The organism is Lysinibacillus sp. NPDC097287, assembly GCF_044761695.1.
In the GTDB taxonomy this organism is placed as follows: Bacteria; Bacillota; Bacilli; order Bacillales_A; family Planococcaceae; genus Lysinibacillus.
This window is the reverse complement of record NZ_JBIWCX010000006.1, coordinates 1-15329: the sequence shown is the minus strand read 5'-3', so window position 1 is coordinate 15329 and position 15329 is coordinate 1. Positions and strand designations below refer to the sequence as shown.

The 15329-nt window shown below is 39.8% G+C and carries 13 protein-coding genes and 1 tRNA gene; 3 read left to right on the top strand and 11 right to left on the bottom strand.

Annotated features, from left to right (window positions below; translation table 11 throughout):
* The first annotated feature begins 26 nt into the window (after positions 1 to 26).
* Complete coding sequence (locus ACIQ2D_RS10280) at positions 27 to 1007, top strand: metal ABC transporter solute-binding protein, Zn/Mn family (protein ID WP_402863368.1); 981 nt, start codon at positions 27 to 29, stop codon at positions 1005 to 1007.
* Here the strand turns inward: ACIQ2D_RS10280 and ACIQ2D_RS10275 are convergent.
* From ACIQ2D_RS10275 to ACIQ2D_RS10250, 6 genes are all read right to left on the bottom strand, one after another.
* Positions 1004 to 2197 (bottom strand): transglutaminase domain-containing protein, encoded by a 1194-nt coding sequence (locus ACIQ2D_RS10275; RefSeq protein ID WP_402863365.1) that lies wholly within the window; start codon positions 2195 to 2197, stop codon positions 1004 to 1006. The genes ACIQ2D_RS10280 and ACIQ2D_RS10275 overlap by 4 nt on opposite strands.
* A 124-nt stretch (positions 2198 to 2321) precedes the next feature.
* Positions 2322 to 3749, bottom strand: a complete 1428-nt coding sequence (locus tag ACIQ2D_RS10270; protein ID WP_402863362.1) for an o-succinylbenzoate--CoA ligase — start codon at positions 3747 to 3749, stop codon at positions 2322 to 2324.
* Positions 3750 to 4022: 273 nt separating this feature from the next.
* Positions 4023 to 4841, bottom strand: coding sequence for a 1,4-dihydroxy-2-naphthoyl-CoA synthase (gene menB, locus ACIQ2D_RS10265; RefSeq protein ID WP_402863359.1), 819 nt, complete (start codon positions 4839 to 4841; stop codon positions 4023 to 4025).
* A gap of 67 nt (positions 4842 to 4908) precedes the next feature.
* A complete protein-coding gene (menH, locus tag ACIQ2D_RS10260) occupies positions 4909 to 5718 on the bottom strand; it encodes a 2-succinyl-6-hydroxy-2,4-cyclohexadiene-1-carboxylate synthase (RefSeq protein ID WP_402863356.1) in 810 nt (269 codons plus the stop codon).
* Positions 5706 to 7430, bottom strand: a complete 1725-nt coding sequence (gene menD, locus ACIQ2D_RS10255) for a 2-succinyl-5-enolpyruvyl-6-hydroxy-3-cyclohexene-1-carboxylic-acid synthase (protein WP_402863353.1) — start codon at positions 7428 to 7430, stop codon at positions 5706 to 5708. The genes menH and menD overlap by 13 nt, the downstream gene beginning before the upstream one ends.
* Positions 7423 to 8808, bottom strand: coding sequence for an isochorismate synthase (locus ACIQ2D_RS10250; RefSeq protein ID WP_402863350.1), 1386 nt, complete (start codon positions 8806 to 8808; stop codon positions 7423 to 7425). Before ACIQ2D_RS10250 ends, menD begins: the two co-directional genes overlap by 8 nt.
* Before the next feature lie 220 nt (positions 8809 to 9028).
* Between ACIQ2D_RS10250 and ACIQ2D_RS10245 the strand changes: the two genes are divergently transcribed.
* Positions 9029 to 9949, top strand: coding sequence for a 1,4-dihydroxy-2-naphthoate polyprenyltransferase (locus tag ACIQ2D_RS10245; protein WP_402863347.1), 921 nt, complete (start codon positions 9029 to 9031; stop codon positions 9947 to 9949).
* Between the two features lie 88 nt (positions 9950 to 10037).
* On the opposite strand, the gene ACIQ2D_RS10240 is transcribed toward ACIQ2D_RS10245, so the two are convergent.
* The 3 genes from ACIQ2D_RS10240 to ACIQ2D_RS10230 form a co-directional block, all read right to left on the bottom strand.
* Positions 10038 to 10961 (bottom strand): dipeptidase, encoded by a 924-nt coding sequence (locus ACIQ2D_RS10240; RefSeq protein WP_402863344.1) that lies wholly within the window; start codon positions 10959 to 10961, stop codon positions 10038 to 10040.
* Between the two features lie 46 nt (positions 10962 to 11007).
* On the bottom strand, positions 11008 to 11463 hold the full coding sequence (locus ACIQ2D_RS10235; RefSeq protein ID WP_402863341.1) for a TraR/DksA C4-type zinc finger protein: 456 nt from the start codon (positions 11461 to 11463) through the stop codon (positions 11008 to 11010).
* 78 nt (positions 11464 to 11541) lie between these two features.
* Positions 11542 to 12303, bottom strand: a complete 762-nt coding sequence (locus ACIQ2D_RS10230) for a MerR family transcriptional regulator (RefSeq protein WP_402863338.1) — start codon at positions 12301 to 12303, stop codon at positions 11542 to 11544.
* Positions 12304 to 12581: 278 nt separating this feature from the next.
* Between ACIQ2D_RS10230 and ACIQ2D_RS10225 the strand changes: the two genes are divergently transcribed.
* Positions 12582 to 13883: a trypsin-like peptidase domain-containing protein gene (locus tag ACIQ2D_RS10225; RefSeq protein WP_402863335.1), complete on the top strand. Its 1302-nt coding sequence runs from the start codon at positions 12582 to 12584 to the stop codon at positions 13881 to 13883.
* Positions 13884 to 13923: 40 nt separating this feature from the next.
* Here ACIQ2D_RS10225 and ACIQ2D_RS10220 read toward each other — a convergent pair whose 3' ends face one another.
* Both ACIQ2D_RS10220 and ACIQ2D_RS10215 read right to left on the bottom strand, forming a co-directional pair.
* On the bottom strand, positions 13924 to 15135 hold the full coding sequence (locus ACIQ2D_RS10220; protein ID WP_402863332.1) for a diaminopropionate ammonia-lyase: 1212 nt from the start codon (positions 15133 to 15135) through the stop codon (positions 13924 to 13926).
* Between the two features lie 102 nt (positions 15136 to 15237).
* Positions 15238 to 15309, bottom strand: a tRNA-Glu gene (locus tag ACIQ2D_RS10215).
* Positions 15310 to 15329: the final 20 nt, after the last annotated feature.

Below are 15329 nucleotides of genomic sequence, written 5' to 3'. Positions count from 1 at the left end.
TATTTGAAAGAGGTATACGTATAATTATGAAAAAAATGCTTTTACTGTTCACAGTAGCTGTACTCGCGTTATTTACGGCCGCATGCGGTGACAAAACAACAACTACGGATAAGGACGCCGCATCTACTGACAAATTATCTATTTACACGACAGTTTACCCGTTAAGCTATTTCACTGAACGAATTGGCGGCGAATTTGTAAACGTTTCTTCTATTTACCCGACTGGCGCTAATGAGCATACATTTGAGCCTACACAAAAAGATATGATGAAATTAGCAGAGGCTGATCTGTTTTTCTATGTTGGCTTAGGTCTTGAAGGCTTCGTTGAAAATGCGAAAAAAACGTTAGCCAAGGAAGACGTAACAATGATTGCAACTGCTGACCAAGTATCAGATGAACAACTAGCAATTAGCACTGGGCTTGCGCATGACAGCGAAGAAGATAGTCATAATCACGAGGATCACGACCACGGTGATGTAGACCCACATGTTTGGCTATCGCCTATCATTAGTCAGGACTTAGCACTTTCTATTAAAAACGCATTAATCGAAAAAATGCCTGAACAAGAAGCTACTTTTACTGCCAATTACGAAGCTTTAGTTAATGAATTACAACAATTAGACGATCAATTTAAAACAATGGCTGATACAGCAACAGATAAAACATTCTTCGTATCACACGCAGCATTTGGTTATATTGCGGGTGAATATGGCTTAACTCAAATACCAATTGCTGGATTAAACTCACAAACTGAACCGTCACAAAAGGAATTAACGGCGATCGTAGACAAAGCGAAAGATTTACAAATTTATCACATTTTGTTCGAGCAAAACGTTTCATCCAAACTAGCGGAAGTTATTCAAAAAGAAGTCGGAGCAGATTCACTTGTCTTGCATAATTTAAGTATCTTAACGGCAGATGATGTAAAAAACAAAGAAACGTACTTCACGTTAATGCAGAAAAATATCAAAACCTTAGAAACTGCTTTAAATGCTCAAAGTCATTAAAATGAAAAAAGGGTGTCTCGATGATGAAAATTCGAGACACCCTTTTTTATGACGACTAACTTCTTATGAGATATTCTTTGTTGTGGAACGTAAATGCTCTTATACTTTTGATTGCTAGTTAGATCATATTCTTTCTTGCTATCAAAGAATAAAATTAAGGACAAATTAGGTATAAGAAATTTCGCATTCATGTTTTCTGCATATATCTTTGAAAACTTGTCATCCTTTGAATTGCTTCCTTTATAAACGGTGTTCTTTACTACAGCAAGAAACTTTGTGCGATTAATTGAAGCCTTCTTTAATCGTGGCATACCACTATTCGTAGCATATACATTTTCAATGCCACTAAGATCCAGGCTATTAAATACAAATGACTTATTCAAATCATTTCCCATTGAAAAGTATTCACGATTTGCTACAGGATATTGAGTGCGATCCCATTCATGATCTTTTGCCAATTGCTCATCTGACAGAAGAAAATAGTTATAACGTACTTCATTTGCTTTATCTGGTACTGGATCATCCCACGTTACATCAATGTGATACCAAGCATCATCTAAATTCACTAATACCCAAGCATGGAGCTGTTCTTTCGCATCTCCAGTAACATAACGCACTTCTAACCCTAACTTTTCTAACATTCGATAAAGGACTAACGCATAAGCTTGGCAAACCGCCTTGTTTTCCGTTAACAATGTGTATGGTGAATATTGACTGTTTATTGACTGACTTGAATACTCTGTAAACAAGACGATAAAGTCATGTGCAGCCTTAACTTTCTCAAAGTTACTAAGTCTACGCATCGGCTCTATTATATTATTCAATGTATGATCTACGAAAGCTTCTTCGACTTTTGAATGATGATAGTTAAACTGAAAATTGATGACAATGTTTTTTACATAGCCGCTATAATGCCATTTAAAACTTGCTATATTCGCATAAATATATGGATCTGTAACTGACTCTTTAATCATTGCTGTCAGCTCATCCTTCGTCAAAACAGTCGATCCCGTATAGCGAATATCAAAATCCGTTTTTAGTTGCATTACAGCCTGTTGAATTTGATGTTTTAATTCATCGACTGTATTTGCTGTTTCATATTTTTCATGATAATTACTGGCCATTACATGCAGTTGACTCATTTGTAAGAAAGTTAGTAGTATCATAATAATACATAAGTATTTTCTCATATGAGTCTGTCTCCCTTACTATCTAATTTATGTAATTTCCACGTTTTTTATGCAAAATTTCTTGTAAATTTGTGATATGCATAAAAAAAGAAGCCTTCTTGTATGCAGAAAGCTTCTTCTTAGACTATATTTCCTTTAATTTTCTTCTTAACAGCTTATTGGATCCATTCCTAGGTAACTCCTGGACAAAATTTAATTCCTTAGGCATTTTATATTTGGCGAGCTTTTGTTTACAAAAATCTATAAGTTCCTCAACCGACACTTCTTCCTTCAACACGATATAGGCTGATGGTACTTGCCCCCATTTCTCATCGTCCTTACCACAAACACCTGCTTCCTTTACAGCTGGATGTGCAAGAAGTACATTTTCGATTTCTGCAGGATAAATATTTTCCCCACCTGAAATGATTAAATCTGCTCTACGATCGACAACAAATAAATATCCATCTGCGTCGATATAGCCAATATCACCCGTATGAAGCCAACCATCTATTGTCGTTTCTCTTTCGGCAAAGCGTCCAATGTAACCCGGCGTCACATGTGGGCCTCGAATACAAATTTCTCCCTCACCTTGTCCATTTGGCTCAGCAATACGAATTTGGTTGAAAAATAGCGGCTTCCCCGCAGAACCAATTTTAAACATCGCATCCTCACTCGCAAGCGTTGCCGTTTGTGAGGAAGTTTCTGTCATGCCATATGTTTGTGCGACTGCTAAATTTAGCGCTTGGGCACGCTGTAAATAATCGACAGGTACAGGTCCACCACCTGCAAGCATCATTTTAAATCCTGATGAGGCTTTCGCATGTTTCTCCTCTAGAGCATGTAAAATTCGTTCTAATGTGACAGCAACTACAGACATATGTGTCACATTACCGTTTACAATATTGTTCGTAATAGCATCAACATCGAATTGTTCATATAAATGCACTTTGTTGCCATATAGTAATGACCGCACTAAAATCGAAAATCCACTAATATGAAATAATGGTACCGCACACAACCAGACATCTTCAGCCTGTAAACCTAAATTTAATACAGAGGCTGTTGCACTTGCCTGATGATTGCCAACAGTTTGACGTACCCCCTTCGGAAAGCCAGTTGTGCCTGACGTATACATAATCGAAGTCGTGTGTGCTAATGACCATTCTTTAACGATGGTAACATCTCGTTCAACACCTTGCTCGATTACGGAGAATAAAAGCCGTGGCGCATTTTGTGGCAGCTTTTCTGCATCTTCATCCGCAACAAGTACAGTTACTACTGCTGCATCCTCTAATTGATAGGCAATTTCTGATGCTGACAAACGTCGATTCAGCATGACCAATTCACACTGCAAGTGCATACATGCATACATCATGAAAATTAAATTTGGCGTACTTGGCCCCATAATCGCAATCCGGTCCCCTTGCTTTATCCCAAGTGCGGTTAATTGTCGAGCACGTTTTAACGCAAGTTCATTTACTTCACTAAATGTCCATGTTTGTCCTTCATATGTTAAAGCAGCACGCATTGGTGTTAAATAAGCGCGCTGTAAAATCCAGTTCGGATACATATCGTTACCTCCAATCACTTACAATGCTAATCTTACTGCTTTTTTATAGGATTTGTATAGATATTGTGCTGTTCTATCCGCCACTTTCGTGGTTTTATCCGTCATTTTTCATTTTTATCCGTCTCTATCATAGTTTTATCCGTCTAAACGTCTTACCCACGCAAAAAAACACGTATCTAATAAAAGATACGTGTTTCTATCATTGTCTAGCTCCGAGCGTTATTCCCTCGGGGCGTTTCGGGAATGATCGAACGCGCTCCGCTTTTCAAATCATCAAGGGAATCTTGGGAATTGACCGAAGTCTGGTTGGCGTTTTTCTTTGAATGCGTCGCGACCTTCTTTTGCTTCATCAGTTGTGTAGTAAAGAAGTGTAGCGTCACCCGCCATTTGTTGAAGACCTGCTAAGCCGTCTGTATCAGCGTTCATCGCTGCTTTTAAGAAGCGAAGTGCCATTGGAGACATTTGTAGCATTTCTTCACACCATTGAACTGTTTCGTCTTCAAGTTGCTCGTAAGGAACAACTGTGTTAACTAAGCCCATATCAAGTGCTTGTTGTGCATCGTATTGACGGCAAAGGTACCAAATTTCACGTGCCTTTTTATGTCCAATAATACGTGCAAGATAACCAGAACCATAGCCCGCATCGAATGAACCAACTTTTGGTCCAGTTTGTCCGAAACGAGCATTGTCTGCAGCGATTGTTAAGTCACATACTACGTGTAGTACATGTCCACCGCCGATTGCAAAACCTGCAACCATTGCGACAACTGGTTTTGGAATAACGCGAATTAAGCGTTGTAAATCTAATACGTTTAAACGTGGAATTTCGTCGTCTCCAACATAACCACCGTTACCACGAACTTTTTGGTCTCCACCTGAACAGAAGGCTTTTTCACCTTCGCCTGTTAAGATGATAACCCCAACATTTTTATCGTCGCGCGCACGTGAAAATGCATCGATCATTTCCATTACCGTTTTAGGACGGAAAGCGTTGCGCACTTCTGGACGGTTAATCGTAATTTTTGCGATACCGTTATAGAACTCATACTTAATATCTTCATAAGTATGTAATGATGTCCATTGACGTGTCATTGAAATTGCCCCCTAATTATTCTAATCCGCCTCATAATTGATATGAGGCGTTAACATGATCTCAAAATCACATTAAATACTTCTTTACTATTGTAGCAAACTCCGCAGGATTTTCCACATGAATTGCGTGCCCCGCGTCATTTACTGTCACATGTTGTGCATTCTTGCATAAAGCTGTAATCTCAGTTGCAATTTTACAGAACTTTTCATCAATCGAACCCGTAATCAGTAGTACTGGCATGTCAAGTTGTGCCAAAGATGGCCAATTGGATGGTTGCATCCCTGTCCCTATTCCACGTAGGCTACCAGCTAAACCAGATTCGCATTGCGCAAGCCGCTCTGTACGAATGTCATGCTGTACACTTTCTGGCAATCTTTTTTGTGATGCAAAGAGCGGAATGTTTTCCCATGCATCAACAAACGAGGTAATGCCGTTCATCTCAATTTTATCGGCTAACACGTTATCTCTCTGACAACGCTCTATACGCTCTTTAGATGTGCGTAGACCAGGTGATGCACTTTCTAATATTAACTTATCAATTCGCTCTGGATACACCAGTGCATAGGACAATGCAATACGACCACCCATGGAATACCCGAGTAATGAGAATTTTTCCAAACGTAGTTGCGTAAAAATTTCTTCTAAGTCCTTTATCTGCTCATCCATTGAGAAGCGACTTGCGCTTTCAGGTACCATTGTTTTACCGTGACCGATTAAATCAATTGCAACGATTCGTACATTAGGGAGCTCATTCGCTAAATTTCGCCATGTGGCCGTACTACCTGTAAATCCATGTAATGCCACGACTACTTGCTCGCCCGCTTCATTCCACACCTCTACATTTGTCTCAATACCTCGGATAATTAGCTTTGCCATGCTTTTAACCCCGAATTTATTCGTTGCCATAGCGCACGGTGCGCAAAAACATTTTCCTCACGATCTGTGAAGATTTCTACCAAACGTAATGGGCGTTTTTTTGCCATCGTAAATTTCGGGAACAACTCCGTAATTTCATCCACACGTACATATTCCATACCATACATATGTGCAATATCACGAAACTCAAGAGCAGTTGGTGTACCAAATAAATCCTCATAATGTTCTTCCACTTTTGACTGAGGCAAATAAGAGAAGATCCCACCACCATCATTATTCATGACGATAATTGTTATATTGCAATCCTGATAACGCGAAGCAATCAGGCCATTCACATCATGTAAAAACGCTAAATCACCAATGAGTAAGTACGTTTCGCGTTTGTTTACTTGGCTAAAGCCCATCGCTGTAGAAACAACACCGTCGATTCCATTCGCTCCGCGGTTCGCAAACACACGAATATCCTTAGTCGTTTTGATTAAAAACGTATCAACATCCCGAATCGGCATGCTACTACTTACAAAAATATCACTACCTTCTGGTATGAAATCAAGAAGTAAACTTACCATTGCCCCTTCATCAATTGCCCCGTCTGTGTAATGCTCTATATATTCAAGTGCTAGATCATCAGCATCTTGCCATTCAGCTAAATATGCTGATTCTAGCATATTATCACGAACATCTAATTCTCTTAGCCATTCACCAATAGTCGCCTGTATAAAGTGCGTGGACACACCTGTTGAATCTCGGAACATCGGATCCTCATCGACTACAATATACGCATTGGGCTGAGAGTTTGTAATAAATTGCATAATAAATTTCGATATCGGTTGTGCCCCTAAGCGAAGCACTGTTTCCGGCTTAACTAACGCTGTAAAATCATCGCTCTTCATAATCGCATCATACGTAGCAATCACATACTTCATACAGTCTTCAGGTACTAATGTGCGCATGTTTGACAGGCTTTCCACAATTATTGGCCATTTTAACTGGCGTACAAAGTCCCAAATGATTGTTAAGTCAGTGCCTAGTGGAAGCTCACCTACAACAATAAAGCCTCTTTTCGTCGCACGTAATATATCACTTAATTCTCGCTGCGTTCTATCTGAAGGTGTTAACTCTGCGATTCTGCTTTGCTGAAATGTTGCTCTTGGCAGTTCGTCACGAAAGTCAATAAGTAATGGCTCTCGAAACGGTACATTCAGGTGCACAGGTCCAAACGGTGCACTCGTTGCTAGCGCAACTGCACGTGCGATATGACGCTCAACAAATGGCAATGTAGGTGCCGCACCATCTGCTAATGGAAAGTCGACATTCCACTTCACATGCTCACCGTAAAGGTTCAGCTGGTTAATGGCTTGTGGTGCACCCACCTCACGTAATTCATGCGGACGGTCTGCTGTAATGACGATTAATGGTACACGCGCATAACTCGCCTCAACAATCGCAGGAAAGTAGTTTGCTGCCGCAGTCCCTGATGTGCACAATAACACAACTGGCTTTGCTGTTGCTTTGGCAATACCTAGTGCAAAAAATGCTGCTGAACGTTCATCAACCTGACGATACATCGTTAACTCTTTTGTTGATGCAAAGGCATAGGCAAGCGGTGTAGAACGTGAACCTGGACTAACAACAACATGTTCGACTCCACCTTGTACTAGTGATGCAACCATTTTATAAACATAATCAGTTAATATCTGACGATCACTCATCTAATTGACCTCCTAACGCTCGAAGCATCGGGCGGAATTTCACTAATGTTTCTTCATATTCAGATTGTGGTTCTGAATCTGCTACAATACCACCACCTGCATATAAATAGGCTTTATCATCGACTAAAGATGCAGAGCGAATCGCTACAGCAAATTCACCGTTACCTTCTGCATCTAGCCAACCAATCGGCGCAGCATAAAGCCCGCGATTCATCGGCTCGTATTTACGAATTGCTGCCATTGCCTCTTGTCTTGGTACGCCACCTAAAGCTGGTGTAGGATGTAGATACTTCGTTAATTGTAATATTGTTGCATCCGCGTTCAACTGACCTTCAACAGGCGTATACAAATGTTGAATATCACGGATTTTCAGTAAACGTGGACCTGTAGGAATTTTCGTTTCCGAACAGTTTTTACGGAATGTTTCAGCAATCATATCAACGACATATTGATGTTCTCCACCATTTTTGCGATCATTCAATAGACTTTGGCCTAAAAACGTATCTTCCTCTGCTGTCTTACCACGCTTAATGGAACCTGCTACGCAAGACGAAAAAGCACGACCATTTTCCACTTTCACAAGACGCTCTGGTGAAGCACCGAAAAATAGTAAATTATTTCTCTCTAAGCCAAATAAAAAACTTTCTGGTTGCTCATTAATCACCTGAGAGAGTACTTGTTGTGAGCCGACTTGATCTTTAAATTGCAACGCAAGAGAGCGCGCAATGACAACTTTATCGGCTTCTTTGTTTTTAATAAGTGATGTCACCTGATTAATCGATTCTAGATACTGTTTCTTATATGGTTCGAAATAGCTTATCATTTCAGGTTTTGAATAGGTTTTTACTTCTTTCACCTGTGCTGCGTGAATTAAATGATCTCGCTCCTTCAAAAGCGTTGCAAATTGTTCTTCTGCATGCGCATTTTTAGTTACAAAATTCACACTGATATATGCTTTGTCATCGCGTAAAACTAATTGATATGTTGCGAGTGCAAAATAAGCTTGTGGAAAGTCCGTCCACTCCCCACTCACATCATTTTGTGGATCGAAAGTAAAACCGCCAAAAAGTATCGGCTGTAATTCAGCTTGACCTTTTATACAATTTTTCGTTAAGCTAATCCATTCTTTTTCTACATCATCAAAACGGTCGTTTTTTGCGTTATTTTGAATTGTATAGGCATGTCCTAAGCCTACTAATGTCATTGTTTTTTCTCTATTTTGCCAATAAAATCGTTCACCTTTATAACGCTCCTCACCAGCCGCGTAAAATGCTAGTGCCGATAAGCGACTTACTTCGATCGTTTCCATATAAAAATGAAGGTTTTGGCCCAAAGAGTCCACATATACTTCTGTGGCTTGGTACCACTTCTGTTGCATGAAAATTCCCTCCGTTGTTGCAATGTAAACTCGCTAAAAGAACCGTCCCTAGTTTCTCTGACGGCTATTAACTACTGTATCGTTCTATGAAATCAGTTTCTATTGTATCATATCATTTTTTTAGACTTAACTGTATCCATTAAGCCGATAACCTACCCAATTTCTCGTTCTTCGTATAAAATAGGTAGAGTCTACAACATTTGAAGGAGAGAATCACCTTATGACCAAAGTCATTGAAGCTGATAGGGGTTTTAAAGTTTGGTGGCATTTAACACGTCCACACACTTTAACCGCTTCATTCGTTCCAGTATTTTTAGGAACAGCAATTGCTCTAGCAATTGACAAAGAAACTATTAATTTTGCCCTGTTTTTTGCCATGCTTATCGCAAGTATGCTCATTCAAGCGGCAACAAATATGTTCAATGAATACTATGATTACAAATTAGGACTCGATAATGAACATTCTGTCGGCATCGGCGGGACAATTGTCCGTCATGGTGTCCAACCAAAAACTATTATGATTATTGCACTTAGCTTTTATGCCATTGCTGCATTAATCGGTATTTATATTTGTGCCTCAACGTCTTGGTGGCTTGCAGCTGTTGGACTTGTATGTATGCTCATCGGCTTCTTGTATACTGGGGGACCTTACCCAATTGCGTATTCACCATTTGGTGAGCTCGTTTCAGGGGCTGTCATGGGGATGGGGATTGTATTAATCGCCTTTTTCATTCAAACAGGTACAGTCACATTGGATGCGGTATTACTCTCTGTTCCAAGTATGATTTTAGTTGGAGCAATTATGCTCTCGAATAATATTCGTGATATTGTCGGAGATACGGAAGGCGGACGTAAAACACTCGCTATCTTAGTTGGTCGTGACCGAGCAATTACTGTGTTATCAGGCTTCTTTATCATTTCATATTTATGGATTATTGCACTTGTAGCAATTGATGACATTACCGCTTGGGCACTCATTATTTTCTTAAGCGTACCAAAACCATTACGTGCCATCCAAATTTTCCGCGATAAAAAAGAAGCAAAAGAAGTAATGCCTGCGATGAAATATACAGCGCAAACAAATACATTCTTCGGCTTCCTACTTGGTCTTGGATTATTATTTAATTATTTCTTTTATTAATAGAAGTGCGGCAGCCTTAATGGGTTGTCGCATTTTTTATATTCATCCAGTAAATTTTTTCTGCGCGAAAGCGAAGCGTCAGCGGCAATTACGCCGAGGCGTAATTGATAAAACGACGGAAATTCATATTGGCAATTCCGCGCACTTCTTCGACTGAAAAATGTTCTCGTAATGCTTCTAATAAATTTTGTGCTTCACCTGCATGCGCTAAACCTTTTACCGTTTCATCAATTCCATCAAAATCAGAGCCTAAGCCAAGATGCTCAACACCTATTAAATCAGCTAAATGCTTTACATGTGCAACTAAATTATCCAGTGTAGCATTTTTACCAATAAAATGTGGATAGTACACCACATGGATATGTCCCCCGTGCTCTACTAGTGCTTTCGCTTGCTCATCTGTCAAATTACGTGGATGCTCACAGAGTGCACGTGCATTACTATGACTCGCTATTATATGCTTCGCTAGTGGCAGGACATCCCAAAAACCTTGCTCATTTAAATGTGAGACATCAATTAGTATATCTCTCTCATTTAAAATGTTCACGACCTCTTTGCCAAATGGCTTTAAACCGAGTTTCGCATCTTGCTCAGCTCCGTATGCCACACTGTTTTCACCATTCCACGTTAGACCGACAAGCTTCACACCAGCGTCTAATACTGCTTGTAATTTTGTGATATCATCACCAATGGCATCACAACCTTCTAAACTTAAAATCGCACCTATTTCATGAGGCGCTAAATTTTCAAGCTGAGACCAGTCCGTAATATGCACCATACCCTCTGTTTGTAGCACATGTGTATGAAATGCTTCAATCTGACGGATTACCTCCAAGAACTTCATGCTTTGTGGAATTTGCGGATCAATAAATATCGCAAAAACCTGAGCCTTTACCTGCCCTAATTGCAGTCGATCCTTATTTGTTTGTAAACGTACATCATCTTTAAATCTCGCTGTTTCTAGCTTTGTTAATTTCATCAACACATCACAATGTAAATCAATAATGTCCATACTTTTCACCTCATACAAATATTATACTGCCAGAGGTGAAGAATGCTTACATATTTTGATCAGACTCAGTATCCGATGAGCCAAATGCCTCGACCTCTTCAAAATCATCCGAGAATTTTGGTGAAGCTGACAGCACCTCTTCTTCAACAGGTCTTAAATTCTCATCTTCTTTCTCCGCATGCTCTACGCATGTCAGAGCTTTTGGCATCGCCTCTAGACGACCAAGTGGAATCTCTTCACCACATACACTACAAACGCCGTAAGTGCCCTCTTCCATCGCTTCAAGGGCTCGTTTGATTTCTTCAGCGTTGTCACTGCGATGCTCATCAATAGCCATTTCTGTTAGCTGATCCGTTAAATCACTGGCATTATCGGCTGGATGATTATCATAATTTGATAATTCCGTTTTCTCTGGTCTCTCAGAGTCTTCCAACTGTTGTTCTACTTCCTTTAATTCCTGCTCTAATTGCTTTTTCAACTTGGCTATTGTTTGTTCTTTCAAAAAAACGCCTCCCTTTGCCTTTTCTGTATTTTTTCCTAAAATATCATTTCTAAAACACCAAGCATCGGGAGAGTTTTGTTAATTCCGTGTATAAACTAGAATGGCCTCATGTAAAAACTGCGTCGCACCTGGCGCTACACGCTCATCATAGTAAGCCGTAAATCGCTCATCTGCTATATACATCTGTGCTAAACCAGCATGTGCCTCCTTCGAATATTTCGACCAATTAAAGCATAACCAACGCTTGTGAAGTTCTGCTACTTCCATCGCAATGTCACTCGATGCATCACCAATTTCTATCGCCTCTTTTAAGCGGGCAAATAACTGTTGCTCTAACTGCTGCATCGCTTCATATTGTTCCTCTGTCATATTTCTTAGTTTCGCGTTGGATGTATCAACCGTTTCATTGCCGTATTTTGCACGGATTTCATCGCCGTATTGTTTTTCATTGTCCTCAATAAGCTTTTCTTTAAAGCCTTCAAATTTTGCTTCGTTCGTCATCGGTGCTTCCTCCTCTAATGATTGAATCGTTTGCTCTACCGTTTGTAATAATTTATCAAGCTGCTGTTTTCGTTGTAATAATGCAACTCGGTGTGATTCAAGTGCCTCTTTCTGCTGGAAATCAGGAGCTTGAATGATTTCTTGAATCATCGACAGTTTTATATCTAACGCCCTGTAAAATAAAATTTGCTGTAACATATCCACCTCATCTTGGGTGTAAAATCGGTAACCTGCCTCATTCGTTCTTGCTGGCTTCAGTAAACCAATTTCATCATAATAACGTAGTGTCCTCGTACTGACACCAGACATGTTTGCCAGCTCTTGAATCGAAAATTCCATAGATTTCACCTCCACTATCCATACTGTAAACCTTTACGTAACGTCAAGGTCAAGCGAAATCCTTTTTCCATTTCATGTACTAACGAAATACCATTTTTCTGATAATACTAAGCATCAATTTCAATCCCATTAACCTTTGCAATAGAAAGTGGCGAGCTCATTTATGCTGATTTCTCTATTCATCCATGTAATTTCAATCAATTTTTTCCATTTAACCCTACACACTCGTGACTTTTTACCGATATTAATAGTAAATATTTCACAAGGAGTGCAGTAAGATGAAATGTCCGAAATGTAAATATGAAAACAACTCCAATGGTAAATTTTGCTCCGAATGCGGTGAAAAATTTGAAGGCATTGTAATTGTCAAACAAGCCATTCCCATTTGGGCTATGATCATATTATTAATGTGTTTTCTAACAATTGGTGGACTTGGATATGGTTTTTGGGATTACTTCCAAGATCAAAAAGGAAGCCCAATCGCCTATACAGAAACAGCTGACAGTGAACAAATAAAAGTACAACAAGTTTCAAGCGAAGAAATTGTGAAAAAACAAGAAAATCACGCCCAACAAGTAGATCGTGTGACGCTCATTAAAGAAGTTCAACAAAAAGTCTTTACTGTGGTAACAAGCAAAGGACATGGCTCTGGCTTCCTCTATAAAAAAGGTGGCTATGTCATTACAAATGCTCACGTGGTCGAGGGGAATGTCGAAGTAGCCGTTCGTAATTCAAAGGGGCAGGAATCCCCCGCTACGGTCATCGGTATTTCTGATCATTACGATATTGCTTTGCTACATGTACCTGCCTATCAGGATACTACACCACTGGGCGTCGAAAAAAATGAATCACCTGTTGGTTTAGAGGTCATTGCCTTTGGTAGCCCGAGGGACTTTGAAAATTCAGCATCTGTTGGTTATATTACAGGCAATAAACGCGATATGGAGTCTGAAAAATTTATTTACAAGCAAATCTATCAAATTGATGCACAAGTTGATCAAGGCAGTAGTGGTGGGCCGTTAGTTGATGTGAAAACTGGTAACGTCATCGGTATCAATTCTCTCTTGTACACATCAGAAACGAGTACAAACTTTGGCTTCTCCATTCCGCTCTATAGCATGCTTGAACAGTTCGATGCTTGGGTTGCTCAGCCACTGTCGACCAACGATGTGCTTGCTGTAGCAGGTGTTTATAATTACAATCCACAACCAGTTGAAACCGAAACAGATGACGTTTTAGCTGGACAATTCGTGCAATCCTTCCGCATGTACTATGAAATGGCACTAAATGAGGGAGACTTTTACTGGATTGCCGATATGCTCGCAATCGATAGTAGCGCCTACAACGAGCTAGAGGATTACGTTAACGACATCTCTGGTGAAGGTCACTATTTCTCCTTTACGAGCAATGATATTTTAAGCGTTAACTATGCTGATGGTCAGTATTATGTAGAAATGAACGAAACATTCGATTTCTATGATACGCAAAATAATTATCAATATTATGATCGCTATAAAACATACACTGTAACAACGGACGAATATGGTGCGTTCAAAATTTCTAAAATCGATATTCATTAAAAATAGACAGCTACGTTTCACCTGACGTAGCTGTCTTCTTTTATTTTGCGTATTTACCGTGCCACACAATATCTCGGTAGTTTTTAATATCGGTATCGCCCTCTGTATTTACAAACAGTACACGTGACATTTTATCTAACTGTAATGTCTCTTTCAGCTCAGCATAACGAAAATCCGTCATGAGTTCATAAAAACAGCCAAACGGTGCTGCGCCCGATTCACCGGCAATAATTTTCGCATCCTGACCTAGCGGATTGCCAAGCACGCGCATAGCCGTAGCTGCCACTTCCTCTGCACAGCTAATCGACACTCTCGTATACCCTTTTAAAATATCCCATGCAATCGGACTCGGCTCACCACAAGCAAGCCCTGCCATAATCGTCTGCATAGCTCCTCCAACTGTCACAAATTCACTCGTTCCTTGATTAAAACTCTCATAATAGCAATTCGCTACATGTGGCTCTACCAAAACAAACGTGATGTCCTTTTCATAGTACTGCTTTAAAAACGCCACTATTGCGCTCGCAAAAGAGCCCACCCCAGCTTGTAAAAATACATGTGTAGGTGCTTCTTCAAGATGATCAACAACTTCTTTTACAAGCGTTGTATAGCCTTGCATAATCCACAATGGAATTTCTTCATAACCTTCCCACATCGTATCTTGTACAATAACCCAACCGTTTTCCGAAGCAAGCTTTGAGGTATAACGAACAGTATCATCATAATTCATACTTGTAATTTCAGCATAAGCGCCCTCATTTATTATATTTTGTAGACGCTCCTCTGCACTACCAGCTGGCATATAAATGCGTGCTTTGAAACCAAGCTCTCTCGCAGCCCAAGCCACACCACGTCCATGATTACCATCCGTTGTTGAAATAAACGTCAGTTCTCCTAAGTGTTTCTTCACTCCTGGCAACTTTAACTCTTCAAACGATAAATCATCGATATTTTTTCCTAATGCTTTAGCCACATACTGTCCTAATGCATACACCCCACCTAACACTTTGAATGCATTTAGGCCAAATCGAAATGACTCATCTTTTACTAAAATCTGATTCACTCCTACATATCTTGCTAAAGCATCTAATCTTCGTAAAGGTGTCTCTTCAAACTGCCCATATGTACGATGGAATCGCTCGACACAACTCACTTGATCTAACGTGAAATTTTCTAGTAGTGGCACTACTTGTTTTATGTTCCCTGGCAATTGAAATTGTTTATTTTGAACCCACATTAGTTTATCGTTCATGTTTCTCCCCCTATCTATACTCTATCAATATCTTATCTGAAATAAATTTTAAATACAAAAAAACACCGAAGATGTTAAAAAACATCTTCGGTGTTTTACGTATGACCCCTACGGGATTCGAACCCGTGTTACCGCCGTGAAAGGGCGGTGTCTTAACCGCTTGACCAAGGGGCCAATATTTTTTATTGTGGCGG

Bases quoted from the DNA above. Each gene is read 5' to 3' on its own strand.
- ACIQ2D_RS10280 (WP_402863368.1), top strand. From the start codon at position 27: ATGAAAAAAATGCTTTTACTGTTCACAGTAGCTGTACTCGCGTTATTT.
- ACIQ2D_RS10275 (WP_402863365.1), bottom strand. From the start codon at position 2,197: ATGAGAAAATACTTATGTATTATTATGATACTACTAACTTTCTTACAA.
- ACIQ2D_RS10270 (WP_402863362.1), bottom strand. From the start codon at position 3,749: ATGTATCCGAACTGGATTTTACAGCGCGCTTATTTAACACCAATGCGT.
- menB (WP_402863359.1), bottom strand. From the start codon at position 4,841: ATGACACGTCAATGGACATCATTACATACTTATGAAGATATTAAGTAT.
- menH (WP_402863356.1), bottom strand. From the start codon at position 5,718: ATGGCAAAGCTAATTATCCGAGGTATTGAGACAAATGTAGAGGTGTGG.
- menD (WP_402863353.1), bottom strand. From the start codon at position 7,430: ATGAGTGATCGTCAGATATTAACTGATTATGTTTATAAAATGGTTGCA.
- ACIQ2D_RS10250 (WP_402863350.1), bottom strand. From the start codon at position 8,808: ATGCAACAGAAGTGGTACCAAGCCACAGAAGTATATGTGGACTCTTTG.
- ACIQ2D_RS10245 (WP_402863347.1), top strand. From the start codon at position 9,029: ATGACCAAAGTCATTGAAGCTGATAGGGGTTTTAAAGTTTGGTGGCAT.
- ACIQ2D_RS10240 (WP_402863344.1), bottom strand. From the start codon at position 10,961: ATGGACATTATTGATTTACATTGTGATGTGTTGATGAAATTAACAAAG.
- ACIQ2D_RS10230 (WP_402863338.1), bottom strand. From the start codon at position 12,303: ATGGAATTTTCGATTCAAGAGCTGGCAAACATGTCTGGTGTCAGTACG.
- ACIQ2D_RS10225 (WP_402863335.1), top strand. From the start codon at position 12,582: ATGAAATGTCCGAAATGTAAATATGAAAACAACTCCAATGGTAAATTT.
- ACIQ2D_RS10220 (WP_402863332.1), bottom strand. From the start codon at position 15,135: ATGAACGATAAACTAATGTGGGTTCAAAATAAACAATTTCAATTGCCA.